This window comes from Pseudomonas sp. TH43, assembly GCF_016650635.1.
Classification (GTDB): domain Bacteria; phylum Pseudomonadota; class Gammaproteobacteria; order Pseudomonadales; family Pseudomonadaceae; genus Aquipseudomonas.
In genome coordinates, this window is sequence record NZ_JAEKFI010000003.1 from 1,268,971 (window position 1) to 1,295,017 (window position 26,047).

Annotated in this window: 27 protein-coding genes and 1 pseudogene; 11 read left to right on the forward strand and 17 right to left on the reverse strand. The window is 59.2% G+C overall.

From position 1 onward, the window contains the following. Positions 1 to 65 precede the first annotated feature (65 nt). From murA to JFT81_RS15430, 7 genes are all read right to left on the reverse strand, one after another. Complete coding sequence (gene murA, locus JFT81_RS15400) at positions 66 to 1,331, reverse strand: UDP-N-acetylglucosamine 1-carboxyvinyltransferase (protein ID WP_201227957.1); 1,266 nt, start codon at positions 1,329 to 1,331, stop codon at positions 66 to 68. A 22-nt stretch (positions 1,332 to 1,353) separates the two neighbouring features. Then, positions 1,354 to 1,593 (reverse strand): BolA family protein, encoded by a 240-nt coding sequence (locus JFT81_RS15405; RefSeq protein ID WP_007912386.1) that lies wholly within the window; start codon positions 1,591 to 1,593, stop codon positions 1,354 to 1,356. Positions 1,594 to 1,708: 115 nt separating this feature from the next. After that, positions 1,709 to 2,014, reverse strand: coding sequence for an STAS domain-containing protein (locus JFT81_RS15410; protein WP_201227958.1), 306 nt, complete (start codon positions 2,012 to 2,014; stop codon positions 1,709 to 1,711). Then, the gene (locus JFT81_RS15415; RefSeq protein ID WP_201227959.1) at positions 2,011 to 2,658 is read right to left on the reverse strand and encodes an ABC transporter substrate-binding protein; all 648 of its coding nucleotides are present in this window, start codon (positions 2,656 to 2,658) and stop codon (positions 2,011 to 2,013) included. The genes JFT81_RS15410 and JFT81_RS15415 overlap by 4 nt, the downstream gene beginning before the upstream one ends. A gap of 11 nt (positions 2,659 to 2,669) precedes the next feature. Next, entirely contained in the window at positions 2,670 to 3,137 is a 468-nt protein-coding gene (gene mlaD, locus JFT81_RS15420; RefSeq protein ID WP_007912400.1) for an outer membrane lipid asymmetry maintenance protein MlaD, read from the reverse strand. Continuing rightward, complete coding sequence (mlaE, locus tag JFT81_RS15425) at positions 3,137 to 3,934, reverse strand: lipid asymmetry maintenance ABC transporter permease subunit MlaE (RefSeq protein ID WP_201227960.1); 798 nt, start codon at positions 3,932 to 3,934, stop codon at positions 3,137 to 3,139. The genes mlaD and mlaE overlap by 1 nt, the downstream gene beginning before the upstream one ends. Continuing rightward, positions 3,934 to 4,743, reverse strand: a complete 810-nt coding sequence (locus JFT81_RS15430) for an ATP-binding cassette domain-containing protein (RefSeq protein ID WP_122595143.1) — start codon at positions 4,741 to 4,743, stop codon at positions 3,934 to 3,936. The genes mlaE and JFT81_RS15430 overlap by 1 nt, the downstream gene beginning before the upstream one ends. A 275-nt stretch (positions 4,744 to 5,018) precedes the next feature. Between JFT81_RS15430 and JFT81_RS15435 the strand changes: the two genes are divergently transcribed. The 10 genes from JFT81_RS15435 (at position 5,019) to JFT81_RS15480 (ending at position 12,048) form a co-directional block, all read left to right on the forward strand. Further along, on the forward strand, positions 5,019 to 5,993 hold the full coding sequence (locus tag JFT81_RS15435) for a KpsF/GutQ family sugar-phosphate isomerase (RefSeq protein WP_201227961.1): 975 nt from the start codon (positions 5,019 to 5,021) through the stop codon (positions 5,991 to 5,993). Continuing rightward, positions 5,993 to 6,517 carry an HAD family hydrolase gene (locus tag JFT81_RS15440; RefSeq protein ID WP_201227962.1) on the forward strand — a complete coding sequence of 175 codons (525 nt, stop codon included), beginning with the start codon at positions 5,993 to 5,995 and terminating at the stop codon, positions 6,515 to 6,517. Before JFT81_RS15435 ends, JFT81_RS15440 begins: the two co-directional genes overlap by 1 nt. A gap of 8 nt (positions 6,518 to 6,525) precedes the next feature. Then, entirely contained in the window at positions 6,526 to 7,098 is a 573-nt protein-coding gene (gene lptC / locus JFT81_RS15445; protein WP_201227963.1) for an LPS export ABC transporter periplasmic protein LptC, read from the forward strand. After that, the gene (gene lptA, locus JFT81_RS15450; RefSeq protein ID WP_201227964.1) at positions 7,085 to 7,633 is read left to right on the forward strand and encodes a lipopolysaccharide transport periplasmic protein LptA; all 549 of its coding nucleotides are present in this window, start codon (positions 7,085 to 7,087) and stop codon (positions 7,631 to 7,633) included. The genes lptC and lptA overlap by 14 nt, the downstream gene beginning before the upstream one ends. Further along, complete coding sequence (gene lptB / locus JFT81_RS15455) at positions 7,633 to 8,358, forward strand: LPS export ABC transporter ATP-binding protein (RefSeq protein ID WP_201227965.1); 726 nt, start codon at positions 7,633 to 7,635, stop codon at positions 8,356 to 8,358. The genes lptA and lptB overlap by 1 nt, the downstream gene beginning before the upstream one ends. A 187-nt stretch (positions 8,359 to 8,545) precedes the next feature. After that, positions 8,546 to 10,039 (forward strand): RNA polymerase factor sigma-54, encoded by a 1,494-nt coding sequence (locus JFT81_RS15460; RefSeq protein ID WP_201227966.1) that lies wholly within the window; start codon positions 8,546 to 8,548, stop codon positions 10,037 to 10,039. Between the two features lie 73 nt (positions 10,040 to 10,112). Next, a complete protein-coding gene (raiA, locus tag JFT81_RS15465; RefSeq protein ID WP_007912419.1) occupies positions 10,113 to 10,421 on the forward strand; it encodes a ribosome-associated translation inhibitor RaiA in 309 nt (102 codons plus the stop codon). An 11-nt stretch (positions 10,422 to 10,432) separates the two neighbouring features. Further along, positions 10,433 to 10,897 carry a PTS IIA-like nitrogen regulatory protein PtsN gene (gene ptsN / locus JFT81_RS15470; RefSeq protein WP_201227967.1) on the forward strand — a complete coding sequence of 155 codons (465 nt, stop codon included), beginning with the start codon at positions 10,433 to 10,435 and terminating at the stop codon, positions 10,895 to 10,897. A gap of 2 nt (positions 10,898 to 10,899) precedes the next feature. Beyond that, positions 10,900 to 11,757, forward strand: coding sequence for an RNase adapter RapZ (rapZ, locus tag JFT81_RS15475; protein WP_201149533.1), 858 nt, complete (start codon positions 10,900 to 10,902; stop codon positions 11,755 to 11,757). Positions 11,758 to 11,772: 15 nt separating this feature from the next. Next, the gene (locus JFT81_RS15480; RefSeq protein WP_003221684.1) at positions 11,773 to 12,048 is read left to right on the forward strand and encodes an HPr family phosphocarrier protein; all 276 of its coding nucleotides are present in this window, start codon (positions 11,773 to 11,775) and stop codon (positions 12,046 to 12,048) included. Between the two features lie 113 nt (positions 12,049 to 12,161). Here the strand turns inward: JFT81_RS15480 and JFT81_RS15485 are convergent, their stop codons facing one another. From JFT81_RS15485 to pmbA, 6 genes and pseudogenes are all read right to left on the reverse strand, one after another. Continuing rightward, on the reverse strand, positions 12,162 to 13,055 hold the full coding sequence (locus JFT81_RS15485) for a ZIP family metal transporter (protein WP_201227968.1): 894 nt from the start codon (positions 13,053 to 13,055) through the stop codon (positions 12,162 to 12,164). 30 nt (positions 13,056 to 13,085) lie between these two features. Beyond that, the gene (locus JFT81_RS15490) at positions 13,086 to 13,697 is read right to left on the reverse strand and encodes a superoxide dismutase (protein ID WP_201227969.1); all 612 of its coding nucleotides are present in this window, start codon (positions 13,695 to 13,697) and stop codon (positions 13,086 to 13,088) included. 1 nt (position 13,698) lies between these two features. Further along, positions 13,699 to 14,139: a hypothetical protein gene (locus JFT81_RS15495; protein ID WP_008085084.1), complete on the reverse strand. Its 441-nt coding sequence runs from the start codon at positions 14,137 to 14,139 to the stop codon at positions 13,699 to 13,701. A gap of 27 nt (positions 14,140 to 14,166) precedes the next feature. Next, on the reverse strand, positions 14,167 to 15,543 hold the full coding sequence (locus JFT81_RS15500; RefSeq protein WP_201227970.1) for a class II fumarate hydratase: 1,377 nt from the start codon (positions 15,541 to 15,543) through the stop codon (positions 14,167 to 14,169). Next, positions 15,524 to 15,930 (reverse strand): annotated as a pseudogene (locus JFT81_RS15505) (FagA protein). The gene JFT81_RS15500 and the pseudogene JFT81_RS15505 overlap by 20 nt, the downstream one beginning before the upstream one ends. Before the next feature lie 239 nt (positions 15,931 to 16,169). Beyond that, positions 16,170 to 17,522 carry a metalloprotease PmbA gene (gene pmbA, locus JFT81_RS15510; protein WP_201227972.1) on the reverse strand — a complete coding sequence of 451 codons (1,353 nt, stop codon included), beginning with the start codon at positions 17,520 to 17,522 and terminating at the stop codon, positions 16,170 to 16,172. A 102-nt stretch (positions 17,523 to 17,624) separates the two neighbouring features. Here pmbA and yjgA point away from each other — a divergent pair, with 102 nt between their 5' ends. Continuing rightward, on the forward strand, positions 17,625 to 18,149 hold the full coding sequence (yjgA, locus tag JFT81_RS15515; protein ID WP_008085091.1) for a ribosome biogenesis factor YjgA: 525 nt from the start codon (positions 17,625 to 17,627) through the stop codon (positions 18,147 to 18,149). Between the two features lie 93 nt (positions 18,150 to 18,242). Here yjgA and tldD read toward each other — a convergent pair whose 3' ends face one another. The 4 genes from tldD to rng form a co-directional block, all read right to left on the reverse strand. Continuing rightward, positions 18,243 to 19,685 carry a metalloprotease TldD gene (gene tldD, locus JFT81_RS15520; RefSeq protein ID WP_122606067.1) on the reverse strand — a complete coding sequence of 481 codons (1,443 nt, stop codon included), beginning with the start codon at positions 19,683 to 19,685 and terminating at the stop codon, positions 18,243 to 18,245. 4 nt (positions 19,686 to 19,689) lie between these two features. Then, a complete protein-coding gene (locus tag JFT81_RS15525) occupies positions 19,690 to 20,550 on the reverse strand; it encodes a carbon-nitrogen hydrolase family protein (RefSeq protein WP_201227973.1) in 861 nt (286 codons plus the stop codon). Between the two features lie 129 nt (positions 20,551 to 20,679). Beyond that, positions 20,680 to 24,486: a YhdP family protein gene (locus JFT81_RS15530; protein ID WP_201227974.1), complete on the reverse strand. Its 3,807-nt coding sequence runs from the start codon at positions 24,484 to 24,486 to the stop codon at positions 20,680 to 20,682. 75 nt (positions 24,487 to 24,561) lie between these two features. After that, entirely contained in the window at positions 24,562 to 26,019 is a 1,458-nt protein-coding gene (rng, locus tag JFT81_RS15535; protein ID WP_201227975.1) for a ribonuclease G, read from the reverse strand. Positions 26,020 to 26,047 lie beyond the last annotated feature (28 nt).

Genomic DNA, 26,047 nt, shown 5'->3' on the forward strand with positions numbered 1-26,047 from the left:
ATCGAGCCGGAAACCGGCTCGACTCATAATCTCAGTGGACACGTCCGTGTGTCCCAATGCAGCGATTAGCCCGGAACGCGACGGATCTTGGCGCCCAGCATCTGCAGTTTTTCTTCGATGCACTCATAACCACGGTCGATGTGGTAGATGCGGTCGATCAGGGTATCGCCTTCGGCAACCAGTGCCGAGATCACCAGGCTCGCCGAAGCACGCAGGTCGGTGGCCATGACTGGCGCGCCCTTCAGTACTTCAGTGCCGGTGACGATCGCGGTGTTGCCTTCGACCTGGATCTTGGCGCCCATGCGGTGCAATTCGTACACGTGCATGAAGCGGTTTTCGAAGATTGTCTCGATCACTGCGCCAGTGCCTTCGGCAATCGCGTTGAGCGAGATGAACTGCGCCTGCATGTCCGTCGGGAAAGCCGGGTACGGCGCGGTGCGCACGTTGACCGCTTTCGGACGCTTGCCGTGCATGTTCAGCTCGATCCAGTCTTCACCGCTGGTGATTTCTGCGCCGGCTTCACGGAGCTTTTCCAGTACCGCTTCAAGGATGGTCGGATCGGTGTCCTTGACCTTGACGCGGCCGCCGGTGACCGCAGCGGCCACCAGGTAGGTGCCGGTTTCGATACGGTCAGGCATGACTTTGTAGAAGCACGAACCCAGACGCTCGACACCATCGATGGTGATGGTGTCGGTGCCGGCGCCGGAAACCTTGGCGCCCATGGCGTTGAGGAAGTTCGCCAGGTCAACCACTTCAGGCTCACGGGCAGCGTTCTGCAGCACACTGCGGCCCTTGGCCAGAGCAGCGGCCATCATGATGTTCTCGGTACCGGTCACACTGACGGTATCGAAGAAGAAGCTTGCACCGCGCAGACCACCTTCAGGCGCCTTGGCCTTGATGTAGCCGCCTTCGACGTCAATCACCGCGCCCATGGCTTCAAGACCACGAATGTGCAGGTCGACCGGACGCGAACCGATGGCGCAACCGCCAGGCAGTGCGACTTCGGCTTCACCGAAACGGGCAACCATCGGGCCCAGCACCAGGATCGACGCACGCATGGTTTTCACCAGTTCGTACGGCGCGATCAGGGTCTTGATGGTGCGCGGGTCGATTTCGACGCTGAGTTTCTCGTCGATCACCGGCTCAATGCCCATGCGACCGAACAACTCGATCATGGTGGTGATGTCGTGCAGGTGCGGCAGGTTGCCAACGGTCACCGGGCCATCGCACAGCAGGGTGGCAGCCAGGATCGGCAGGGCAGAGTTCTTTGCCCCGGAAATGCGGATCTCGCCATCAAGACGAGCGCCACCGGTAATAATCAATTTATCCATAAGAATCTCGACGCCCTTAGGCTCAGGTGCGCTCGGCCCAGGCCGCGCTGCTGAAAAATTTCATAGTGACCGCATGGATGCTGCCATCGGTGATCCATGGGTTCAAATGGGCATAGATCTGCTGCTGACGCTTCACCGGGCTCAACGCCGCCAGTTCATCGCTAATCACGTTCAGCTGGAAATTGCAGCCTTCGCCCTCAACTTCTACCAACGTTCCGGGCAGCTTTCCTTCAAGGAAGCTCTTCACTTCTACGGCCTGCATGCTCAACCTCAATCGGCGCCCTGTGCGCACGGGTCGGACATCATACAAAAAAGCCCCGCGCCTGCGAACCCCGCATGGCAGGACTCTGACGGGGGGCTTCTTTATAGATGTGGGTTCAGGGGTGCGCCAACAGTTCGGTCAGTTCACTGACCTGAGCGATTTCGCGCATGTCTTCAGGCATTGCGCGGATGCTGACGGCCTTGCCGGCTGCCTCGGCATCGCGCATGAAGCACAGCAGCAACGACAAACCGACGCTGCTGGACTTCTTCACCGCCGAGCAGTCGATCACCAGCGAAGACGCTTTGCTGGACTTGATCAACGCCTGGCCTTCCTTGCGCAAGCCAGGGCCGGTGCGGTAATCCAGCACGCCGCTGAGCAGAAGCTCGTCGACATCACTCATACGAACTGCGGCCTCACTCATTGTGCTGGGTTCTTTTCGGTGGATTCCTTGGCCTTGGCCACTTCACCGGCCCAACCATTGATGGTCTTGTCCAGATCGTTGCCATTGCGCTGCATCGCGTCGGCGAACTGATCACGGAACAGCTTGCCAATGTTGATACCGTTGATGATCACGTTGCGCAGCTTCCACTCGCCGTTGATCTTCTCCAACGTGTACTGCACTGGATAAATCGCGCCGTTGCTGCCCTTGACGGTCATGTTGACGCTGGTGCGATCGCCCGACTCATCCTTGGCAGGATCAACGGTGATGCCCTGGTTGTTGTACTCGAGCAAGGCGTTGCCGTAGAACTGGAACAGGCCTTTCTTGAAGTTTTCCTGGAAGGTCTGCATCTGCGCCGGCGTAGCCTTGCGCGAATACTTGACCGTCATGATGCTTTTGGAAATGCCTTCGGCATCCACCACCGGCCCGACAATGCTGTTGAGCGCCGCGTAGAAATCAGTCGGATCCTGCTTGTATTTCTCTTTGTTGGCAGCCAGGTCGGCCAGCAACCGGCTGGTCGTGTCCTGCACCAGATCATGTGCCGAAGTTGCAGCAGCCACGGCGTTACCCATCAACGGCAGAGCCGCCAGTAACACCAACAGGCTGCGTCGCAAGATAGAGATCATTCAAAAGCTCCTCATTTGGCGTCTTTGCTAACGGTATTGAGCAGGAATTTACCGATCAGGTCTTCCAGTACCAGTGACGACTGCGTGTCGTGAATGGTTCCACCATCCTTCAGCGGTTTGTCTTCCCCGCCTACGCTGATACCGATGTACTTCTCGCCCAGCAGACCAGCGGTCAGGATAGACGCTGTGGAGTCGGTCGGTAGGTTGTCGACCTTTTTATCCACTTGCAGCGTGACCCGACCGGTGAAGCTGTCACGATCCAGATCGATCGCCGTGACCTTGCCGATGGTCACACCGGCCATGGTCACTTTGGCTCTGACCGTCAAACCGGCAATATTGTCGAAGTAGGCATAAAGTTTATACGTGTCGGTGGTCGACGTCGGAGACAGGCCACTGACCCGCAACGCAAGCAGCAACAAAGCCAGGATCCCTGCCAGCAGGAACAGGCCGACACCGATTTCCAGGGTGCGGTTTTGCATCAGAAATCTCCAAACATCAAAGCGGTCAGAATAAAGTCCAGGCCGAGCACTGCCAGCGAGGCAAACACCACGGTCTTGGTGGTGGCACGACTGATCCCCTCGGAAGTGGGCTCACAGTCATAGCCTTGGAATACGGCGATCCAGGTCACTACGAAGGCGAAAACGATACTTTTGATGACACCGTTGAGCACATCACTGGTGAAGTTCACGCTGTTCTGCATGTTCGCCCAGTAGGAACCTTCATACACGCCCAACCAGTCGACAGCTACCCACGAACCACCCCAAATGCCCACCACGCTGAAAATCATCGCCAGCACCGGCAGGGAAATGAAGCCGGCCCACAGGCGTGGGGCAATGATGTATTTGAGCGGGTCGACACCGATCATTTCCAGGCTGGAAAGCTGTTCGGTGGATTTCATGTTGCCGATTTCTGCGGTCAGCGCCGAACCGGCACGCCCGGCAAACAGCAGCGCTGTCACCACCGGCCCCAGTTCACGCAGCAGGGTAAGGGCCACCATCTGCCCCACCGCCTGCTCCGAACCATAGCTCGACAGAATGCTGAAACCCTGCAGCGCCAGCACCATGCCGATGAAAATCCCGGAGACGACGATGATCACCAGCGACATCACGCCAACCGAATGCAGCTGTTTGACCAGCAGGCCAAAACCGCCGCTGATACCGCCGCGCCCGAGCAAGGCGTGAAACAGGAACAACGTCGCCCGACCGAACACCGCAACGGCGTCGATCGCGGCCTCGCCGAACCGGCGTACGCGTTCTAATAATGAAATTCTGCGCATCAACGCTTCCCCAGAAGATCTGCGCGGTAATCCGTCGCTGGAAAGTGATACGGCACCGGGCCATCGGGGTTGCCGGTCATGAACTGACGAATACGCGGTTCGTCCGAGTTCATCAGTTCATCCGGTGTGCCCTGCCCCAGCACCTGACCATCACCCACTACATAGATGTAGTCGGCAATGCTCGCGGTTTCGGCCAGGTCGTGGGACACCACGATACTGGTGATCCCCAAGGCATCATTGAGCAGACGGATCAGGCGCACGAGTACGCCCATGGCGATCGGGTCCTGGCCGACGAACGGTTCGTCGTACATGAGAATCTGCGGATCGAGGGCAATTGCCCGGGCCAGCGCAACACGACGCTTCATACCACCGGACAGCTCGTCGGGCATCAGTTCGATGGCGCCTCGCAAACCGACTGCCTGCAATTTGAGCAGGACGATGTCGCGGATCATTTCTTCCGGCAGCTCGGTATGAACGCGCAGGGGGAAAGCCACGTTCTCGAAGACATCGAGATCGGTGAACAGCGCGCCGCTCTGAAACAGCACGCCCATGTGCTTGCGCGCATCGAACAGATCGCTGCGCGAGAGCTTCGGCAGGTTCTGGCCGTTGACCCAGACTTCACCGCTGGTTGGGCGCAACTGTGCGCCCATCAACCGCAGCAGCGTGGTCTTGCCACAACCGGAAGGCCCCATGATGCCGGTGACCTTGCCGCGCGGGATGCGGATATCGACGTTATTGAAAATGCTGCGCGCACCGCGCTTGAAGGAGACTCCCTTCAGCTCGACCGCGTAGGCGTTATCGGCACTCATCTAAACTCCTTGCGATGCAGCCTCTCACTCGGACGCCGGGCTTTCCTGGGAAAGCACATACATCCACGGCAGGCCGAACTGGCGGCGAACTATATCACTGCAACAGCCACGCGCCCAAGGCTTGTGCCGGACCGTATTCAGTGATTTGACAGGCTCTGGACATCTTTTCGAAGCATTTGGTAACGAGGAATGACAAAGCACGACGAACTTGCGTGAGGCTTTGCAACATAACCGCTATAATCGCCGCCTTTTCATCGGGCTATACGATTTCTGACATGAGCCAATCCAGCGACCTGATTCAATCGGCACAACGCACCATCCAACTCGAAGTGGAGGCCGTACAAGGCTTGTTGCCCCATATCGACGCCGATTTCGTACGCGCTTGCGAGATGATTCTGGCCAGCAAAGGCCGTGTAGTCGTGGTCGGCATGGGCAAGTCCGGGCACGTCGGCAACAAGATTGCCGCCACCCTGGCCAGCACCGGCACCCCGGCATTTTTCGTACACCCGGCCGAAGCCAGTCATGGCGACATGGGCATGATCACCCGCGATGACGTGATCCTCGCCCTGTCCAACTCGGGCTCGACCAACGAAATCGTCACCCTGCTGCCGCTGATCAAACGCCTGGGCATCCAGTTGATCAGCGTCACTGGCAACCCGCAGTCGCCGCTGGCCAAGGCTGCCGAGGTCAATCTCAATGTTCACGTCGAACATGAAGCCTGCCCGCTGAACCTCGCACCGACTTCATCGACCACCGCCGCGCTGGTCATGGGCGATGCCCTGGCCGTCGCGCTGCTCGAAGCACGCGGCTTTACCGCAGAAGACTTCGCCTTTTCTCATCCCGGTGGAGCCCTCGGCCGTCGCCTGTTGCTGAAAGTCGAGAACGTCATGCATGCCGGGCAGGAACTGCCGCAGGTACAACGCGGCACCCTGCTCAAGGATGCGCTGATGGAAATGACCCGCAAGGGTCTGGGCATGACCGCCATCCTTGAAGCCGATGGCAAACTGGCCGGGATCTTCACTGACGGCGACTTGCGTCGCACCCTGGATCGCAGCATCGATATCCGCAGCGCCACCATCGACCAGGTGATGACGGCTCACGGCAAGACCGCCCGGCCCGAAATGCTCGCTGCCGAGGCCCTGAAAATCATGGAAGACCACCGAATCAACGCATTGGTAGTTGTCGACGAGGAGGATCGCCCGATCGGCGCATTCAACCTTTCCGATCTGCTGCGCGCAGGAGTGATGTAATGAGCAACGATCTGCTGCAACGCGGCAAAGCGATCAAACTGGCGGTCTTCGACGTCGACGGCGTTCTCACTGACGGGCGCCTGTATTTCCTTGAAGACGGCAGCGAATTCAAGACGTTCAACACGCTCGACGGCCAAGGCATCAAAATGCTGATGAATGCTGGCGTGCAAACCGCCATTATCAGCGGCCGGAAAACGCCGGTGGTTGAGCGTCGGGCGAAAAACCTGGGCATCCCGCATCTTTTTCAGGGACGCGAAGACAAATTGGTCGTTCTCGACGGTCTACTCGAACAACTGGGCCTAAGCTATGAACAGGTCGCCTACCTCGGTGACGACCTGCCTGACCTGCCGGTGATCCGCCGCGTCGGTCTGGGCATGGCGGTCGCCAACGCTGCCGATTTCGTCCGCGAACACGCTCACGGCGTGACCCGCGCCCGTGGTGGCGAAGGTGCCGCCCGCGAATTCTGCGAATTGATCCTGCGCGCCCAGGGCTGCCTTGATGCAGCCAATGCCGCGTACTTGTGAGCCAAACCATGTTTAGCAAAAAATTTCGCAATTTCCTGCTGTTCGGTTGCATCGCTGCGATTTTCGCAGCGGTCGGCTACTGGAACATCAGCCCGGAACGCTTCCTCGACAAGCCGCCGGTCTCTTCGACCGAAAGCCCGATCGACTGGTATGCAACCAACACGCACACCCTGCAATACCTGCCAGACGGCAAGGTGCAGTATGAAATGACCTCCGACAAAGCCGAGCACGTCAAGGCGACCGACATTACGCTGGTCACCAAACCCGACCTGAACATGTACCGCGGCACCGACTTTCCGTGGCACGTGACCAGTGAACGCGGCGAAGTGAACTCGGGCGGCACTCAGGTTGAATTGATCGATTCGGTGCGTATCAAACGCACCGATGAAAAGAAGCGTGATCTGTTGGTGACCTCTACGCGCATGACAGTGTTCCCACAGGAGCAATATGCGCAGACCGAGCAACCCGTTAGAATCGACGGCGCTGGCGGTGTATCGACTGGCGTTGGAATGAAAGCGTATCTGAAGGACAGCAGGATACACCTGCTATCGAACGTAAGAGGACAGTATGAGGCTCGTTAAAACCCTCCCTATTTTGCTCAGTCTGGGCGCAGCACTGGGAAGCGTGAGCGCCTGGGCTCTGCCGAACGATCAAGAGCAGCCAATCCGCATTCAGGCCGACGATGCCCAGCTGGACGACAAGAATGGCGTTGCCACCTATAAGGGTGACGTGATCATCACTCAGGGTTCGATGAAGGTGACCGGTAATACCGTGACCATCACCCGCACCCCGGCAGGTGATATCGACGTGGTGACCTCGGTGGGCAACCTGGCTTACTTCGAGCAGTTGCAAACGGCTGGCGATACCAAACCGGTTCAAGGCTGGGGTGTCACCATCCAGTACCATGCCGCGCAAAACCGTGTCGTGCTGATCGACAAGGCCAAGGTTGTCGACAAGGACAACAACGTGACCCAAGGCGAGAAAATCGTCTACGACACGGTGAAAAAACTGGCCAGCGCTGGCCGCGCTACCGGCAGCAAAGTCACCGAAGCGCGTCCGCGCATCGACATGGTGATTCAGCCGAAGCCGAAAAACGACCAGAAAAAGGCCCCGTAATGGCAACTCTGAAAGCTCAGCATCTGGCCAAGGCGTATAAAAGTCGTCAGGTCGTGCGTGATGTCAGCCTGTCCATCGACAGCGGTCAGATCGTCGGTCTGCTCGGCCCTAACGGCGCCGGCAAGACCACCTGCTTCTACATGATCGTTGGCCTGGTCCAGGCTGATCAGGGTCGCGTACTGATCGATGATCTGGACGTCAGCCACCAGCCAATGCACGGCCGCGCCAAGGCCGGCATTGGCTATCTGCCGCAAGAAGCGTCGATCTTCCGCAAACTGTCGGTAGCCGACAACATCATGGCCATCCTCGAAACCCGTCAGGAGCTCGACAAGGCCGGCCGTCGCAAGGAACTGGAAAGCCTGCTGCAGGAATTCCACATCACTCACATCCGCGACAACCTCGGCATGAGCCTGTCCGGTGGTGAGCGCCGCCGTGTGGAAATCGCCCGCGCGCTGGCCACTGCACCGAAATTCATCCTGCTCGACGAACCGTTCGCCGGTGTCGATCCGATCTCGGTCGGCGACATCAAGCAGATCATCCACCATCTCAAGGCCAAGGGCATCGGTGTACTGATCACCGACCACAACGTGCGCGAGACACTGGATATCTGCGAAACCGCTTACATCGTCAACGACGGTCAACTGATCGCCGAAGGTGACGCCGAGACCATCCTCGCCAACGATCTGGTCAAGGAAGTGTATCTGGGTCACGAGTTCCGCCTCTAAGCGCGACAGTGCCCGGTGCGCCGCCGGGGCGCTGTATCGGTTCAAGCGCAATTTAATACGCTTTAATTGTTACAGCGCTCTAGGCAAACACTTCAGTTTCAGGCATATAATTTGCTTAAGTTTGGCGCTTCGGCGCCCTGTAGTGGATGGCGCATAGCGCCGGCGAATAAGGTGTTAAGCCCCTGCCATGAAACCATCGCTAGTCTTGAGAATGGGCCAGCAGCTGACGATGACACCGCAGCTGCAACAGGCCATCCGCCTGCTCCAATTGTCGACCCTGGATCTGCAACAGGAAATCCAGGAGGCTCTGGAATCCAATCCGATGCTCGAACGCCAGGAAGAAGGCGAAGACTTCGACAACTCCGATCCTCTGGCCGACAACACCGAACAGAAGCCCAACACTGAGATCCAGGAACCCTCCTATCAGGAAACCGCACCGACGGTGGACAACCTTGAGGACGGCGACTGGAGCGAGCGCATCCCCAACGAACTGCCGGTCGACACCGCCTGGGAAGACGTCTACCAGACCAGCGCCAGCAGCCTACCCAGCAGCGACGATGACGAGTGGGACTTCACCACCCGCACCTCCGCCGGCGAAAGCCTGCAAAGCCATCTGCTCTGGCAACTGAACCTCGCACCGATGTCCGACACCGATCGCCTGATCGCCGTGACCCTGATCGATTGCATCAACAATCAGGGCTATCTGGACGAAACCCTCGAAGAGATCCTCGAAGCGTTCGATCCGGAACTGGACATCGAGCTGGACGAAATCGAAGCCGTGCTGCACCGCATCCAGCAATTCGAACCGGCCGGCATCGGCGCGCGCAATCTCAGCGAATGCCTGTTGCTGCAATTGCGCCAACTCTCGGCCAAGACACCTTGGCTGGCGGAAGCCAAACGCCTGGTCAGCGATTACATCGACTTGCTGGGCAGCCGCGATTACAGCCAGTTGATGCGCCGCATGAAGCTCAAGGAAGACGAACTGCGCCAGGTCATCGAACTGGTGCAAAGTCTCAATCCGCGTCCGGGCTCACAGATCGAATCCACCGAGGCCGAGTACGTCGTCCCTGACGTCATCGTGCGCAAGGACAACGAGCGCTGGCTGGTCGAGCTGAATCAGGAATCGGTGCCACGCCTGCGGGTCAACGCGCAGTACGCCGGTTTTGTCCGCCGCGCCGACACCAGCGCCGACAACACCTTCATGCGCAATCAGTTGCAGGAAGCTCGCTGGTTCATCAAGAGCCTGCAAAGCCGCAACGAAACCCTGATGAAAGTAGCCACCCAGATCGTCGAGCATCAGCGCGGTTTTCTGGAGTACGGCGACGAAGCCATGAAGCCGCTGGTTCTGCACGACATCGCTGAAGCGGTGGGCATGCATGAATCGACGATCTCCCGGGTGACCACGCAAAAATTCATGCATACCCCGCGCGGTATTTATGAACTGAAATACTTTTTCTCCAGCCACGTCAGCACCTCCGAAGGCGGTGAATGCTCGTCCACGGCGATCCGCGCGATCATCAAAAAACTGGTTGCGGCGGAAAATCAGAAAAAGCCGTTGAGTGACAGCAAGATCGCTGGTTTACTGGAGGCACAAGGCATTCAGGTGGCTCGCCGCACCGTCGCCAAGTACCGCGAATCCTTAGGGATCGCGCCTTCGAGCGAACGCAAGCGGTTGATGTAAGCCACGTTACAGCGTTCCAGTGGCAGGCTATCCAGCCTGCCGCTTTATGCACTGGCAACGAAGGAGAAGCTGTATGCAAGTCAACATCAGTGGACACCAACTGGAAGTGACCCAACCTCTGCGTTCCTACATCGAGGAAAAACTCCAACGACTGGAACGACATTTCGACAAGATCACCAACGTGCAAGTCACGATGTGCGTCGAAAAGCTGAAGCAGAAAATCGAAGCCACCTTGCATATACCCGGCAGTGAAGTGGTCGCCAATGCGGAAGATACCGATATGTACGCGGCGATCGACTCACTGACCGACAAGCTGGACCGTCAACTCAAAAAGCATAAGGAAAAGACCCAGAGCCTGCTCCAGGGCGCCACCGGTCGATAACCCCCCACTCCATGATCCGACTTGAAAGTATCCTGACCCCCGGCCGTTCCCTCGTGAACGTGCCGGGCGGCAGTAAAAAGAAAGCCCTCGAACAAATTGCCAACCTGATCGCCCGCGAAGTGCCGGATCTGGAGATGCAAGATGTCTTCGAGGCCCTGATCGCCCGTGAAAAACTCGGTTCCACCGGTTTTGGCAACGGCATCGCCATTCCTCACTGCCGCCTCAAGGGTTGCCAGTCGCCTATCAGCGCCTTGATGCACCTTAAAGCGCCGATCGATTTCGACGCCATCGACGGCGCGCCGGTTGACCTGCTGTTCGTATTGCTGGTCCCGGAAGCCGCCACCGATGCGCACCTGGAGTTGCTGCGTCAGATCGCCAGCATGCTTGATCGCAAGGACGTACGCGATAAACTGCGCAGCGCTGCGAGCAACGAAGCCTTGTACCAGGTCGTACTGGACGAGCAAAACGGGCAGTAATCATGCGCTTGATCATCGTCAGCGGCCGTTCCGGCTCGGGTAAAAGTACCGCCCTGGATGTCCTTGAGGACAACGGCTACTACTGCATCGACAACCTGCCTGCCGGCTTGCTGCCGGAATTGGCCGAACGTGCCCTGATCCACACTGAGCTGGCGCAACCGCTGGTGGCCGTGTCGATTGATGCGCGCAACCTGCCAAGCCATCTGACACGGTTTCCCGAGCTGCTTGAAGATGTCCGCAGCAAACACATCCAGTGCGATGTCCTGTATCTGGATGCTGATGAAGAAACCCTGCTCAAGCGTTTTTCCGAGACTCGCCGTCGCCACCCGCTGAGCAACGCCAACCGCTCGCTGGCCGAAGCGATTCAAGATGAAACAGCCCTGCTCGGCCCCATCGCCGACCTCGCCGATCTGAAGATCAACACCACCAGTCTGAACCTGTACCAGTTGCGCGATACCATCAAGCTGCGGCTGCTGAATCAGCCTGAGCCCGGCACGGCGTTTCTGGTCGAGTCATTCGGCTTCAAACGCGGCATGCCGGTGGACGCGGATCTGGTGTTCGACGTGCGCTGCCTGCCCAACCCTTACTGGAAGCCGGAACTGCGAGCGCAATCGGGGCTTGATGCGCCAGTGGCCGACTATCTGGCGGCGCAGCCGGAGGTCGAAGAAATGTTCCAGGACATCTTCACCTACCTGCACAAATGGCTACCACGCTTTGCGGCGAGCAACCGTGCTTACGTCACCATAGCCATTGGCTGCACCGGCGGGCACCACCGCTCCGTCTACCTGACCGAACGCTTGGGTCAGGCCCTGCAGAAAACCCTGAAGAACGTCCAGGTTCGCCACCGCGACCTCACTTAAAGGATTCACACCGCGATGCCTGCTCTGGAAATCGAAATCATCAATAAACTGGGTTTGCATGCCCGCGCGTCGGCCAAGTTTGTTGGCGTTGCCGGGCAGTTTCCGGATTGCACAATCAGAGTGGGCCGTACGCCGGAGACCACGGTCGACGGTAAAAGCATCATGGCGATGATGATGCTCGCCGCTGGCAAGGGCACGAAAATTTATCTGAGCACTGAAGGGCATCAGGAACAGGAAGCGCTGGATGCGCTGGTGGCGTTGATCAACAACTACTTCGATGAGGGTGGTTGAAAGTCCAAGTCAAAAGATCGCAGCCTGCGGCAGCTCCTGAATTGAGGGGCGCATTTAGCCAGCGGCGCACATATCCCCTGTAGGAGCTGCCGCAGGCTGCGATCTTTTGATCTTTATCCCAACGCGGTATCCATCACCATCATCAGACAAAACCCGATCAACAGCCCAAGACTGGCTAATTTGTCATGACCATTGCGTCTCGACTCCGGGATGACTTCGTGGGTCACCACCAGCAACATCGCCCCCGCCGCCAACGCCAGACCCAATGGCAACAACACCTGCGCCAGGCTGACCAGCCATGCACACAACAGCGCAAACACCGGCTCGACCAAGCCTGATGCCGCCCCGATCAGGAACGCCTTGACCCGCGACATTCCCGCCCCGGCCAACACCAGCGCAATCACCAGACCTTCCGGCACATCCTGCAGGGCAATGCCCATCGCCAGACTGTCCGCGTCGGGCATGCCGCCGCCGGCAGAAACGCCGACAGCCATGCCTTCAGGGATGTTATGGGCAATGATGGCGAACACAAATAACCAGATCCGCGGCGGAATAACCGGGTGCTCGAGCGTACCGACAAGCATTTCCGGCGAGGCGCCCGACAGCTTGCGGTCAACCAGATAGAGACCGAATGCCCCCAGCATGATGCCGAAGCAGATCAGGCCACTGGACCCCCACGCCGTCAGACCCAGGCTTTCGGCGGCGGCGATACCCGGTACGATCAGCGAAAACGCGGTCGCTGCCAGCATCACCCCGGCACCAAAGCCCAACAAGGTATCGCTGAGCGCCTGAGGCATGCGCCGAATCACCAGTACCGGCACCGCCCCGAGCGCCGTGCCGAGCGCGCAGATCGCCCCGCCTTGCAACGCCCGGGAAAGCCTCGGTTCCAGATCCAGCCATTCCAGTCCGTGAGCGACCAGCAAGGTCATGCCCGCCAACAGCAAGAGCGACCCCACCGCGTAACGAAACATACGCCCACTTCCGATCGCCAGTGTTTCAGTGCCCATAGTCAGCCTTGGATTATTTTTATAGAAGACTTAAACCAGTGCGGCCTTGTAGCGCGCAGCCACTTCAGGCCAATTGATTACGTTGTAGAACGCATTGATGTATTCCGGGCGACGGTTCTGGTAACGCAGGTAGTAGGCATGTTCCCAGACGTCGAGACCAAGAATCGGCGTATTGCCGTTCATCAACGGGCTGTCCTGGTTGCCACTGCTTTCTACGATCAGCTTTTTCTCAGGGGTCACGCTGAGCCAGGCCCAACCGCTGCCGAAACGGGTCAGTGCAGCTTTGGTGAACGCCTCTTTGAAACTGTCCAGACCACCCAGTTGTTCATCAATGGCCTTGGCCAGTGCACCATCAGGCTTACCGCCACCGCTTGGCACCATGACTTCCCAGAACAGCGAATGGTTGGCGTGCCCACCGCCCTGATTGATCACCGCTGCACGAAGTTTTTCCGGCAGTTGCTGAACGCTGGCGACGAGTTTTTCCACCGGCCATTCGGCGTACTCAGTGCCTTCTACCGCCGCGTTGAGGTTATTGATGTAGGTCTGGTGATGCTTGGTGTAGTGGATCTCCATGGTCTGCGCATCGATGTGGGGTTCGAGGGCGTCGTAGGCGTAAGGCAAGGCAGGAAGGGTAAAAGCCATTTCAATGGACTCCATGGTGATGTGGGGCAGGCGCGCGGCGCGCATTGCCGGTATCCGGGTGCAACAGGCGCTGGGTGCGCGGGTATTCGCCGTGCTCGCTGATGAAATTCAGCAGTTCGACGTAAGTTTTGCTGCTCTGGCGCAGCGCCGCTTCACGCAGTGCCGGGCGCAGGCGCTCGTCCTGCATGGTCTGCAACAGCCGTTGGTGGATGGCACAGAGGTACTCGGCGCTTTCCTCCGGCTGATTCAGGCGCAGGTGCAAGTCGGCCAGGTTATGGTGGGAGATGACGCAGGCCGCCACCGCTTCATCGGCATCCGCCCAGCGTTCGTACAGCACTTGTGCCAGGGCCAGGGCTTGCAAGTAAGCCTCGCGGGCGTCGATCAGTTCGCCCAGCATGAAGCAGCGATTGGCCCGTTCGATCGTGCGTTTCCAGTGCTCCATGGTGAGCCTCCAAAGCGGTTGCGGTGCTTACACGCCGCCGGCGGTGAGTTTCTCGGGATTGAGCAACTCTTCCAGTTGGCTGCGCGACAGATCGGTGTGTTCCAGAGCAACGTCGATCACTGCACGACCTTCCTTGTAGGCCTGCTTGGCGATTTCCGCGGCTTTCTGGTAGCCGATGATCGGGTTGAGCGCGGTGACCAGAATCGGGTTGCGCGACAACGCTTCTTTCAAGCGCGATTCGTTGACCTTGAAGCTGGCGATGGCTTTGTCACCGAGCAGGCGGCTGGAGTTGGCCAGCAGTTCGATGCTGCTCAGCAGGTTCTGCGCAATGATCGGCAGCATTACGTTCAACTCGAAATTGCCCGACTGCCCGGCGATGGTGATCACCGAATCGTTGCCGATCACTTGCGCGGCGACCATGGCGGTGGCTTCCGGTATCACCGGATTGACTTTGCCCGGCATGATTGACGAACCCGGTTGCAAAGCTTGCAGTTCAATTTCGCCGAGGCCCGCGAGCGGACCGGAGTTCATCCAGCGCAGGTCATTGGCGATTTTCATCAGCGACACGGCGATCGCTTTGAGTTGCCCGGAGACGGCGACGGCAGTGTCCTGCGAGCCGATCAGCGCAAACAGGTCCTTGCCCGGAGTGAATTGCACGTCGGTCAGTTGGCTTAGTTGACGGCTGAAACGTGCGGCGAACTCAGGGTGTGCGTTGATCCCGGTGCCGACCGCTGTGCCGCCCTGCGCCAGCGATTGCAGACTTGGCAGCAGATCCTGCAGATGGCCAATGTTGGCCTTGAGTTGCTGCGCCCAACAGTTGAGCACCTGACTCATGCGTACCGGCATGGCGTCCATCAAGTGGGTGCGGCCGGTTTTGACGTGGTGATGCACCTGCTCGGCTTTGCGCTCGATCACTTGCACCAGGTGCAATAGCGCCGGCAGCAGTTGTTCGTGCAGGGCCAGTGCGGCGCTGACGTGGATGGTGGTGGGGATGATGTCGTTGCTGCTCTGGCCGCAGTTGACGTGATCGTTGGCGTTCACTGGCTCGTCGAGCAGGCGGCTTGCGAGTGTTGCGATCACTTCGTTGGCGTTCATGTTGGAGCTGGTGCCGGAACCGGTCTGGAAGATATCCACCGGGAAATGCTGCATGAAGTCGCCTTCGAGCAAGCCTTGCGCGGCGTCGCTGATGGCTTTGCCCTGGGCGGCGCTGATCTGGTTGAGTTCGACGTTGGCGCGGGCAGCAGCGGCTTTGGCGAGGATCAGTGCGCGGATGAATTGCGTCGGCATCGGTTTGCCGCTGATCGGGAAGTTATCCACTGCGCGCTGGGTCTGCGCGCCGTAGAGAGCGTCCACTGGCACCTGCAGTTCGCCCATGCTGTCGCGCTCAATACGTGTCTTGGTCATCGGTAAATCCTTGGACTAATTCAATGAGAGGAATAGAGGGAAGCAACTCGCAGGTAGCGAGCTGCCAGGTGTAGCGTTGCCAGCGCTTGAGCCGGCAGTTGCACAGCGACAGACGCTCCATTTCACGCAATGGACGCCAGGCTTGATCGAGACAGAGGCTGCGCCAGTGCCACGGCAACGCGATGTCGGTGGCGGTGTCGAGCAGCAAGCGGAAGGACGTTTCGGCGACCGTCCAGGGTGAGGTCGCGGTGCAACAAGACAGATACCGGCCTTCGGCCAGGTAATGTTCGATCAGGCGCGGTTCGTCAGAATCCATCGCGCAACGGATCTGGCGACTCATCCAGCGCCAGCTTTCGAGGTACGCTGCTCGTGCAAGGCAGAACTCATGATCCGGGGCTCATCCGATAATGAGATTTATTATTAGATGATAATGAGAACCAAAACAAGAGCGCGCGTTTTTGTAGGAGCCGAGCTTGCTCGCGAAGGCGTCGTGCCAGTCGACCTCAATATTGGCTGACACGACGCTTTCGCGAGCAAGCTCTGCTCCTACAAGGGCTTGGTTGCAGGCATGAAAAAGGCGCGGCATCCGGGATGATGGCGCGCCTTTTTGTGTGACGGCTGGGGTTTTAGCTGCCCGCGACAGTCATCCGTTCGATCAACACCGAACCTGTGCGGATATTACTGCGCAGCTCAAGGTCGTTACCGACCGCGACGATCTGTTTGAACATGTCGCGCATGTTGCCGGCGATGGTCACTTCCTGCACCGCGAACTGAATTTCACCGTTCTCGACCCAGAAACCCGCCGCACCGCGCGAATAATCGCCGGTGACCATGTTCAAGCCATGGCCCATCAGCTCAGTGACCAACAACCCACGACCCATGCGCTTCAACAGCGCTGCCTGATCTTCGTCGCCATGGGTGACAAACAGGTTGTGCACGCCGCCCGCGTTAGCCGTGCTCGGCATGCCCAGTTTGCGACCGGAGTAAGTGCCGAGGATGTACGACACCAATTCGCCTTTTTCGACGAACGGTTTAGCGTAGGTCGCCAAACCATCGCCATCGTAGGAAGCGCTGCCCATTGCGCGCATCAGGTGCGGCCGCTCGTCGATGGTCAGCCACTCAGGGAACAGCTTCTGCCCCAACGTGCCCTCAAGGAATGACGATTTACGATACAGACTGCCGCCGGACACCGCCGAGAGGAAACTGCCGAACAAACCACCGGCCAATTCTGCGGAAAACAGCACCGGCACTTCGCAGGTGGGTACCGGACGAGCGCCCAGACGACTTGCCGCCCGTTGCGCCGCACGTTGGCCGATGCTCACCGGATCCGCCAGCAAGGTGCCCTGACGGCTCACGTCGTACCAGTAATCGCGCTGCATCTGGCCATCGGCCTCGGCAATCATCACGCAGCTCAGGCTGTGCCGGGTCGAGGCATAACCACCGACGAAACCGTGGCTGTTGCCGTAAACGCGGCAGCCTTGATGGGTGCTGAGCGTGGTGCCGTCGGCGTTCTTGATCCGCGCATCGGCATCAAACGCCGCCGCCTCACAGATAAGCGCTTTCTCGATGGCCTGCTCCGGGGTGATGTCCCATTCGTGGAACAGATCAAAATCCTGCAGATCCTTGGCCATCAACGCCGCATCGGCCAGGCCCGACGCGTCGTCCTCAGAGGTATGCTTGGCGATGGCCAGTGCGGCGGCGACAGTCTCGCGGATCGCATCAGGCCCAGTCGCAGACGTACTGGCCGAACCCTTGCGCTGACCGACGTACAGCGTAATGCCAAAGCCCTGATCGCGGTTGAACTCGACCGTCTCGACCTCGCGCTGACGCACCGACGTCGACAGCCCTTGTTCCAGCGACACCGCCACTTCGCAAGCACTGGCGCCCTGACGCTTGGCTTCGGCGATGATCTGCTCGACCTGTTCCTGCAGTGCCGGCAATGCCTGCGGGCCGACGCTTTGAACTGCACTCATGCTCATCTCCACTCAAATTCTGCTTTCGGCTGGGGCCATCGAGCGACCGGGCCGGACAAGCGGCCCCCGACTGGTTATCATGGCGGCGTTTCTTTGCGGACTGCCACCATGGTTGATTCTTACGACGACTCCCTCGATACGGGAGAAAAAAGCAAATCTCAGGTCAAACGCGAGCTGCATGCTCTGGTTGACCTTGGCGAGCGCCTTACAACACTCAAGCCTGACTTGGTGGCAAAACTGCCACTGACCGACGCGATGCGCCGTGCCTTGGCCGATGCGCCCAAGCACACCGCGAATATCGCGCGTAAACGGCACTTGCAGTTCATCGGCAAACTGATGCGCGATCAGGACACTGACGCGATTCTGACCTTGCTCGATCAACTCGATGCCTCGACTCGTCAGTACAACGAGCGTTTCCATAACCTGGAACGCTGGCGTGACCGCCTGATCGCTGGCGATGATGCCGTGCTGGAGAAATTCGTCGTCGAGTACCCGGACGCCGATCGCCAACAACTGCGTTCCCTGATCCGTCAGGCTCAGCACGAGGTTGCGCAAAACAAACCTCCTGCTTCCAGCCGCAAGATCTTCAAGTACATCCGTGAGCTGGACGAGACTCAACGCGGCCTGCGTTAAATCTCGCCCCTGTAGGAGCTGCCGCAGGCTGCGATCTTTGTTTTTAAAAAATCAAAAGATCGCAGCCTGCGGCAGCTCCTGCAGCCAATCTCTTTATGCGCCCGTGCCACCCACGGTGATCGCATCGATTTTCAGCGTCGGCTGGCCAACACCCACTGGCACCGATTGCCCATCCTTGCCGCACGTACCCACACCGCTGTCCAACGCCAGATCGTTACCGACCATCGACACCCGGCTCATCGCCTCGGGGCCGTTGCCGATCAACGTCGCGCCTTTGACCGGCGCGGTGATCTTGCCGTCTTCGATCAGATACGCTTCGCTGGTGGAGAACACGAATTTGCCGCTGGTGATGTCGACCTGACCACCGCCAAGGTTGGCGCAGTAAATGCCCTTCTTCACCGAGGCAATGATTTCTGCCGGATCGCTTTCGCCGCCGAGCATGTAGGTGTTGGTCATCCGTGGCATCGGCAGATGCGCATAGGATTCGCGACGACCGTTACCAGTGCGGGCCACGCCCATCAGACGCGCGTTGAGCTTGTCCTGCATGTAACCCTTGAGCACACCGTTCTCTATCAGCGTGGTGCATTCGGTCGGGGTGCCTTCATCATCCACGCTCAGCGAGCCACGACGACCGCTCAACGTACCGTCATCGACGATGGTGCACAGTTTCGACGCAACCATCTCGCCCATGCGGCCGCTGTAGGCCGAGCTGCCTTTGCGGTTGAAGTCGCCTTCCAGGCCGTGACCGACCGCTTCGTGCAACAGCACGCCAGACCAGCCCGAACCCAGCACCACCGGCAAAGTGCCGGCCGGCGCAGGAATCGCTTCGAGGTTCACCAGCGCCTGACGCAGCGCTTCACGGGCATAACCCATGGCACGGTCTTCAGCGAGGAAATAACGGTAGTCGGTACGCCCGCCGCCGCCGTGACCACCACGCTCGCGACGGCCATTCTGTTCAACGATCACGCTGACATTGAAACGCACCAGCGGTCGCACATCGGCTGCCAGACCGCCGTCGGTGGACGCCACCAGAATCCGTTCCCAGACCCCGGCCATGCTCACGCTGACTTGTTGGATACGAGGGTCGAGAGCACGAGTGGCAACGTCGATGCGCTTGAGCAGCTCGACTTTCTCGGCGCGGCTCAGCACTTCCAGCGGATTGTCTGGCCCATAAAGTTGTGCGACATCTTGTGTGGTGAACGCCTGCACGGTGCCGTTCTGCCCGGCACGCGAGATCGAACGTGCGGCGCGGGCCGCAGCGCCGAGGGCTTCGAGGGTGATCGCATTGCTGTAAGCGAAGCCGGTTTTCTCACCGGACTGCGCGCGCACGCCAACCCCTTGGTCGAGGTTGAAGCTGCCTTCCTTGACGATGCCATCTTCCAGCGCCCAGGACTCGGAGATCTGCCCCTGGAAATACAGGTCGGCCGCATCAATGCCCGGGCCGGCCAGATCGCCGAGCACGCCTTGCAGGCTCTCGATCGTCACACCGCCGGGGGCCAACAGGTGATCACTGACTGAGGACAACAACTCGCTCATAGGTTTACGCCTTAAATTCGTGTTCTGAGGCAGGTCGCTGTGCGCCCTGCGAGAAAAACCGCCGATGACGCGTCACCGGCATCCGCGCCCTGATGGACGCCTGTTCATTACTATCGCGCTCGGCCAACAACACCGCTTCGCCTTGATCCTGACTGGCCAGCACGCGGCCCCACGGGTCGACAATCGCCGCATGCCCGAAGGTTTCCCGCGGGCCCGGGTGGGTTCCGCCCTGCGCTGCCGCCAACACATAACACTGAGTTTCGATGGCCCGCGCGCGAATCAGCACATCCCAGTGCGCCGCGCCGGTCACCGCGGTAAACGCCGACGGTGCGGTAATCAATTCGGCACCCGCGGCGCGCAACTCGCTGTACAGCTCCGGAAAGCGCAGGTCGTAACACACCGTCAGACCGACTCGGCCAACCGGTGTGTCCGCCACCACCACGCCACTGCCATAAGCATAGTCATCGGATTCACGATAACGACCGCGATTGTCCGCTACATCGACATCGAACAGATGCAACTTGTCATAGCGTGCTACGAATTCGCCGTGTTCATCGACCAGTAACGAGCAAGCATTGGCCTTGGCCGTCGGCTGATCCACCGGCGGCAACGGCAACGTGCCGGCCACTATCCATAACTTGAGGTCGCGGGCGGTCTGTTTCAACCATGGCAGGATCGGTCCTTCACCCAGCGCTTCGGCGCGGCCGATATCAGCGATGTCACGGCGGCCCATGGCAGCGAAATTTTCTGGCAGCACGGCGAGCTTTGCCCCCGCCGCCGCTGCTTGTTCGAGCAGGCGTCGGGCCTGAGCCAGATTGGCCAGCACATCACTCTGGCTGACCATTTGAATCACCGCTAAAGACATGGCCGCTCCTGCATATCAACTGACCTGCAGGAGCTGCCGCAGGCTGCGATCTTTTGATTTTGTTTTCAAAAACCAGATCAAAGATCGCAGCCTGCGGCAGCTCCTACATAGGGGATAGGATCATGCTACTCAAAAAGGTTTGTCGAAGGTGATTTTCGGTTCTTTCCATGGGCCTTTGACGGTGTATTTGACACTGGCAAAGCGCGCCACGCGATCACCGATCAGCTTGTCGATCAGGAACAGGGCACCGCCGACCGCCGGTGCCCCGACGAGCAACGCAGCAATCGGCAGATTATTGGTCACCGGCAGCGTCACCAACAACTTGGCGTCGACCTGTTCAGCCACCAGATCCAGCTTGCCATTGAGTTCAATATTGCTCGACGGCCCGGTCAGGCGAATAGGTTCTTTCGTATCGTAAACACCGTTGGTCGCCACCAGCAGACCTTTGACCCGGTCGTAGCTCAAGCCCTTGCCGAACAGGTCGGAGAAATCCAGGCGCAGGCGACGGCCAATCGAGTTGAAGTTGAGCAGACCAAACACGCGCAACGCCTGTGCACCGCCCTCCACTTCGACAAACTGGCCCTTGTTCAGTGACGCATCAAGTGTGCCGGAGAAACGCTTGGTCGCCAGCCATGCCGGCGAGCCCGGCCAGCGGCCGTCAACATCCATGTGAAATTCTTCGCTGGTTACACTCGGGGCAAAGCCCCAGCCCTTGAGCACATCGGCAAGGTTTTTGCCGCTGATGCGGCCCTTGAACCAGCTATTGGTGGCACCCGGCGCACCTTCCCAACCGCCGTTGCCCTGCAACAGAATGCCTTTGAGGCCCATGTCGAGATTGTTCAGGGCGATGCCTTTGGCGGTCGGACGCACTTTCAGCGACCAGCCACCGACCAGATCCGCGCCGAGGAACAATTGATTGATGGTGATATCCAGTGCCGGGATTTTCGTCGGATCGACCGAAGCCAATGGGTCCGGAGCGTTCTCGTCAGCCTGCACCGTCGGGTCCGGCGCCGGCAGTTTCACATACTGCAGATTGACCGCAATCGGCAAACCCTTGGCGTCCGGCAGGCTGGCCGTACCTTTGGCCTGCTGACTGTCGAGGGCCAGTGCCCACGCCCCCGGCTTACGGTTGACCTGAACCGAAGCTTGATCCAGCGTGGTGCCGAACGCGGTCAGCTTGCCGACCTTGAAGTCGGCGCTGCTGAGCAATTTGTTGGCGCTGCCGCCCGGATCCTGCCCGGCGTACTTGTTGACCAGATCCTGCCACGGCGCCACGTCCAGCTCCGACAGCACACCGCGAATGCGCAGGCCTTTGGCGCCCGGCAGCACCGCTTCGCCGGCACCGAGGAACAATTCGCCGCGACCGTCGGCAAAGTTGCTCGGCGGCGCCGCGAAGGTGAAATTGGCCAACTGGTCGTAGTTGACCCAGTAACGACGCTCCTGCCCTTGCAGGGTCATGCGGAATACGGTGTCGCGACCGACCTCTGCCGCCATGCCGAACGGAGCCGGCAGATCCACCGCTACTCCTTTCATGCTGGAACTGACCATCAATTGACTGTCAGCACCGTCCAGATTCAATTGCAGCTGGTAAGGAATCGTCCCCGACACCGGCAACGGTTGAGTCACGCCGAGCCAATCGGAGAGTTTCTTGACCTCGACCTGACCCGACGCAGCAACCCGGGTTTTCGGTTTGCCAGGGCTGCCATCGGCAAAAATCTGTGCCGTGACCGGTTTGTCGAACGCCCGCGCCGTGATGTTCTGGCCGCTGAGCCCCTTGGCGCTGTCAAAGCGGAAATCACCCTTCAGTTGAGTCAGCTCGAGCTTCGGCTCAGCCAGTTTCAGCCGCGCGTTGGCGGTTTTGAAATCGACGAGGATTTTCGGCTGATCACCGCCCTTGTCCAGCGGGATGTCGAGCTTCAGCTTGCCCTGCAGGTCACCCGCGCCTTCCCAACCGGCGAAAGTTTCACCGGTACCAATCGGCGCATCCTGAAGGATCTTCAGCCCATCACCCAAGCCACCGGCAAAGGCACCGTCGAGGAACATATGCGTATGTTGGCCGGCGGCCACATGGGGAATATTGACGAAAACATCGCTGACCTGAGTGTCGAGCAGCTGCCCCTTGCTGGCCAGAATCCGCACGCCGCTGTCTTCAATAAAGACATCACCGCTGACTTTGCTGACATGCGGCCAACCTGGCTGGAACGCCAGTTCGGCATCATGCACCTTGAAGAACAGGCTGATGCTGCGGTCGGCTTCCCCGGCATTTTTGCTCAGCGAACCCTGATACTGAAAGAAGCCCTGATCGACGGCCCCTTTGAGGATCGCCGTGCGCAGCCATTCATCGAGCGCCGGGCTCAGTACTTGCGGCAGGTACTTGGCGGTGTAGCGACCATCACCATCGACCAGGCCGACCCGCAAGTCCATGTAGTCTTCCTGGCTGTGGTCGAAATGCAGGCGAATCAGGAAGTCGCCGGCAATCTTGCCCTCTTCGCCCAGCACTTTCAGGTACGGCGCAATCAGGGTAAAACCGTCTTTATCGAGCTTCCAGGTCAAGCGCGCGTTGGCCTGAAGGTATTGCCATGGCTTGGCGAAAATCGGGTCGAGGTGCAGGACAAAATCCTTGCTGTCCATGCGCAATTCGCCGCCGTCGAGGTTGCCGCTCAGGCTGCCACTGACATTTCGTGCGGCCGGCGCGCCGTGATAAGCGTCGAAACCGACCTGATCCAGATTGGCGGCGAAGCCGAATTTGCTGCCGTCAGTGGCGCCGGGACGGAAATCCAGCAGCACATTGCGCAGCCCACCGGTGACTTTCAGATGATCGACCGCCGTGGCGAAACCTTGCGGCAACGGCCCCAGCGCATTGAGTAGTGGTGTGATCGGGGTCAGGTCGAGGCGATCGGCCTGCATGTGCCAGAGCTCGTCAACCTTGTCGGTGGCACGAGTCTGTTGCAATTGGATATGCGACTCCCAACGGTTTTCGCCAAAATTCATCGCCAGCGAATCGAGGGTGACGGTCGCCCCTTCGGCACGGTTCTGGTAGTAGGCGTTCAGCGCCAGATTGTTGATCTGGATCGGTTTGCGATCCGCGTAAGCACCGGTCAGTTGCGGCGCGTTCACACGAACCGCAGCACTTTGCAGAGTGCCCTCGGCCCAGTTGACCCAGAGCTCGCCACCGGCCTTGATCTCGGAGAAATTCCACTGCCGTGTCAGACGCTCGGGCAGCCATTTCGCCCAATCGCTTTGCGGCAAGCTGGCATAGCCTTCAACTGCACTGTCCTGCCATTGGCTCGGACGCATGCGTGTGCGCAGGGTCAAGGCGACCGGCTGGCCGTCGGGCAGGGTCAGACGCGCATCGAGACGCTGGCGGCTGGCACCGGTCTTCAGATTGAGGCCGACATAAGTCAGCGTGAGAGGCGCGTGATCCAGTGGCTGCAAGGTCACCTGACTGTCGAGCACCGACAGCTGTTGAATCATTTGCGAGCGATTGAACAGTTGCTCCGGATCGAACGGTTGATCCTTCTGCACCGGTAGACCTTCCAGCGACCAACTGCCGTCTTCGCCTTCCTTGAGGCTGATCTTCAGACCATTGAGCTCGAGGTGGGCAATACGCACTTCACGGGCCAACAGACTGGCCCATAGATCCGGCACTGCCCGCACGCGATCCAGACGCAAGGCATTCGCGCCGTCGCCAACCATCACGTCATGAGCCAGCAGGATCGGCGCGAAACCGCTCCAATTGCCTTCCAGTTCGCCGATCTGCAACGGCATACCGAGGGCAGCACTGGCCTTGTCTTCAATTTCGGTGCGGTATTCGGCGACCAGCGGTGTCAGTTCGCGGCCGAGACTGACGTACAACGCCATCAACACCAGAACCAACGCGCACAGGCCCAGTCCCCAACGGGTGAGTGCGCCCAAAATGCGTGTCAGACGTTCCATGTCAGTTGGCTCCCATGGCAAAAAAACTGCGAAAAGCTGAGGCCAGCCGCGGTGGAAAAAGTGTGACGCAGGGGATCAGAGCAACACCACGTCATATTGTTCCTGGGAATACATGGTTTCCACCTGGAAGCGTATGGTGCGGCCGATAAAGCCTTCAAGCTCGGCGACGTTACCGGATTCTTCATCGAGCAAGCGATCAACCACTTTCTGGTTCGCCAACACCCGATAACCCTCGGCCTGATAGGCGCGGGCTTCGCGGAGAATCTCCCGGAAAATCTCGTAACAGATGGTTTCCGGGGTTTTCAGTTTGCCGCGCCCCTGGCAACTGCTGCACGGCTCGCACAGCACTTGCTCAAGACTTTCGCGGGTGCGTTTGCGGGTCATCTGCACCAGGCCCAACTCGGTGATGCCGATGATGTTGGTCTTGGCGTGATCGCGTTCCAGCTGTTTTTCCAGGGTCCGCAGCACTTGGCGCTGATGCTCTTCATCTTCCATGTCGATGAAGTCGATGATGATGATGCCGCCGAGATTACGCAGGCGCAGTTGACGGGCAATCGCCGTGGCCGCTTCGAGATTGGTCTTGAAGATGGTTTCTTCGAGATTGCGATGACCGACGAAAGCGCCCGTGTTGACGTCGATGGTGGTCATGGCTTCCGCCGGATCGACCACCAGATAACCACCGGATTTCAGCGGTACTTTGCGCTCAAGGGCTTTCTGGATTTCGTCTTCAACGCCGTACAGGTCGAAAATAGGCCGTTCACCCGGGTAATGTTCCAGACGATCGGCAATTTCCGGCATCAGTTCGGCGACGAACTGCGTGGTTTTCTGGAAGGTTTCCCGCGAGTCGATGCGGATTTTTTCAATTTTCGGGCTGACCAGGTCGCGCAATGTGCGCAACGCCAGGCCAAGATCTTCGTAGATCACACTCGGTGCACCGATGGTTTTGATCTGTTCGTTGATCTGGTCCCACAGACGTCGCAGGTAGCGAATGTCCATGAGGATTTCATCGGCGCCGGCCCCTTCGGCGGCGGTACGCAGAATAAAGCCGCCAGCCTCTTTGATGCCTTCTTTGGCCACGCAATCGCTGACCACTTGCTTGAGTCGTTCACGCTCGGCTTCGTCTTCGATTTTCAGGGAAATGCCGACGTGGGCGGTGCGTGGCATGTACACCAGATAGCGCGACGGAATCGATAACTGCGTGGTCAGCCGCGCTCCCTTGGAGCCGATCGGGTCTTTGGTGACTTGCACCACCAGACTCTGGCCCTCGTGCACCAGCGCGCTGATGCTTTCCACCGCCGGGCCTTCACGCAGGGAGATTTCCGAGGCATGAATGAACGCTGCGCGGTCCAGGCCGATGTCAACGAACGCCGCCTGCATCCCCGGCAGCACACGGACGATCTTGCCTTTATAGATGTTGCCGACGATCCCGCGTTTTTGTGTGCGCTCGACGTGCACTTCTTGCAGCACACCGTTTTCGACCACCGCCACGCGCGATTCCATCGGCGTGATGTTGATCAGAATCTCTTCACTCATGGCAGGATCTCGTTCAGGCATGTTCACG

Bases quoted from the DNA above. Each gene is read 5' to 3' on its own strand.
- JFT81_RS15500 (WP_201227970.1), bottom strand. From the start codon at position 15,543: ATGACCAAGACACGTATTGAGCGCGACAGCATGGGCGAACTGCAGGTG.
- JFT81_RS15525 (WP_201227973.1), bottom strand. From the start codon at position 20,550: ATGTCTTTAGCGGTGATTCAAATGGTCAGCCAGAGTGATGTGCTGGCC.
- JFT81_RS15440 (WP_201227962.1), top strand. From the start codon at position 5,993: ATGAGCAACGATCTGCTGCAACGCGGCAAAGCGATCAAACTGGCGGTC.
- mlaD (WP_007912400.1), bottom strand. From the start codon at position 3,137: ATGCAAAACCGCACCCTGGAAATCGGTGTCGGCCTGTTCCTGCTGGCA.
- JFT81_RS15405 (WP_007912386.1), bottom strand. From the start codon at position 1,593: ATGCAGGCCGTAGAAGTGAAGAGCTTCCTTGAAGGAAAGCTGCCCGGA.
- lptA (WP_201227964.1), top strand. From the start codon at position 7,085: ATGAGGCTCGTTAAAACCCTCCCTATTTTGCTCAGTCTGGGCGCAGCA.
- JFT81_RS15410 (WP_201227958.1), bottom strand. From the start codon at position 2,014: ATGAGTGAGGCCGCAGTTCGTATGAGTGATGTCGACGAGCTTCTGCTC.
- lptC (WP_201227963.1), top strand. From the start codon at position 6,526: ATGTTTAGCAAAAAATTTCGCAATTTCCTGCTGTTCGGTTGCATCGCT.
- JFT81_RS15480 (WP_003221684.1), top strand. From the start codon at position 11,773: ATGCCTGCTCTGGAAATCGAAATCATCAATAAACTGGGTTTGCATGCC.
- JFT81_RS15485 (WP_201227968.1), bottom strand. From the start codon at position 13,055: ATGGGCACTGAAACACTGGCGATCGGAAGTGGGCGTATGTTTCGTTAC.
- raiA (WP_007912419.1), top strand. From the start codon at position 10,113: ATGCAAGTCAACATCAGTGGACACCAACTGGAAGTGACCCAACCTCTG.
- lptB (WP_201227965.1), top strand. From the start codon at position 7,633: ATGGCAACTCTGAAAGCTCAGCATCTGGCCAAGGCGTATAAAAGTCGT.
- JFT81_RS15415 (WP_201227959.1), bottom strand. From the start codon at position 2,658: ATGATCTCTATCTTGCGACGCAGCCTGTTGGTGTTACTGGCGGCTCTG.
- rapZ (WP_201149533.1), top strand. From the start codon at position 10,900: ATGCGCTTGATCATCGTCAGCGGCCGTTCCGGCTCGGGTAAAAGTACC.
- JFT81_RS15460 (WP_201227966.1), top strand. From the start codon at position 8,546: ATGAAACCATCGCTAGTCTTGAGAATGGGCCAGCAGCTGACGATGACA.
- JFT81_RS15530 (WP_201227974.1), bottom strand. From the start codon at position 24,486: ATGGAACGTCTGACACGCATTTTGGGCGCACTCACCCGTTGGGGACTG.
- pmbA (WP_201227972.1), bottom strand. From the start codon at position 17,522: ATGAGCATGAGTGCAGTTCAAAGCGTCGGCCCGCAGGCATTGCCGGCA.
- JFT81_RS15495 (WP_008085084.1), bottom strand. From the start codon at position 14,139: ATGGAGCACTGGAAACGCACGATCGAACGGGCCAATCGCTGCTTCATG.
- murA (WP_201227957.1), bottom strand. From the start codon at position 1,331: ATGGATAAATTGATTATTACCGGTGGCGCTCGTCTTGATGGCGAGATC.
- JFT81_RS15435 (WP_201227961.1), top strand. From the start codon at position 5,019: ATGAGCCAATCCAGCGACCTGATTCAATCGGCACAACGCACCATCCAA.
- ptsN (WP_201227967.1), top strand. From the start codon at position 10,433: ATGATCCGACTTGAAAGTATCCTGACCCCCGGCCGTTCCCTCGTGAAC.
- JFT81_RS15430 (WP_122595143.1), bottom strand. From the start codon at position 4,743: ATGAGTGCCGATAACGCCTACGCGGTCGAGCTGAAGGGAGTCTCCTTC.
- rng (WP_201227975.1), bottom strand. From the start codon at position 26,019: ATGAGTGAAGAGATTCTGATCAACATCACGCCGATGGAATCGCGCGTG.
- mlaE (WP_201227960.1), bottom strand. From the start codon at position 3,934: ATGCGCAGAATTTCATTATTAGAACGCGTACGCCGGTTCGGCGAGGCC.
- tldD (WP_122606067.1), bottom strand. From the start codon at position 19,685: ATGAGCGAGTTGTTGTCCTCAGTCAGTGATCACCTGTTGGCCCCCGGC.
- JFT81_RS15490 (WP_201227969.1), bottom strand. From the start codon at position 13,697: ATGGCTTTTACCCTTCCTGCCTTGCCTTACGCCTACGACGCCCTCGAA.
- yjgA (WP_008085091.1), top strand. From the start codon at position 17,625: ATGGTTGATTCTTACGACGACTCCCTCGATACGGGAGAAAAAAGCAAA.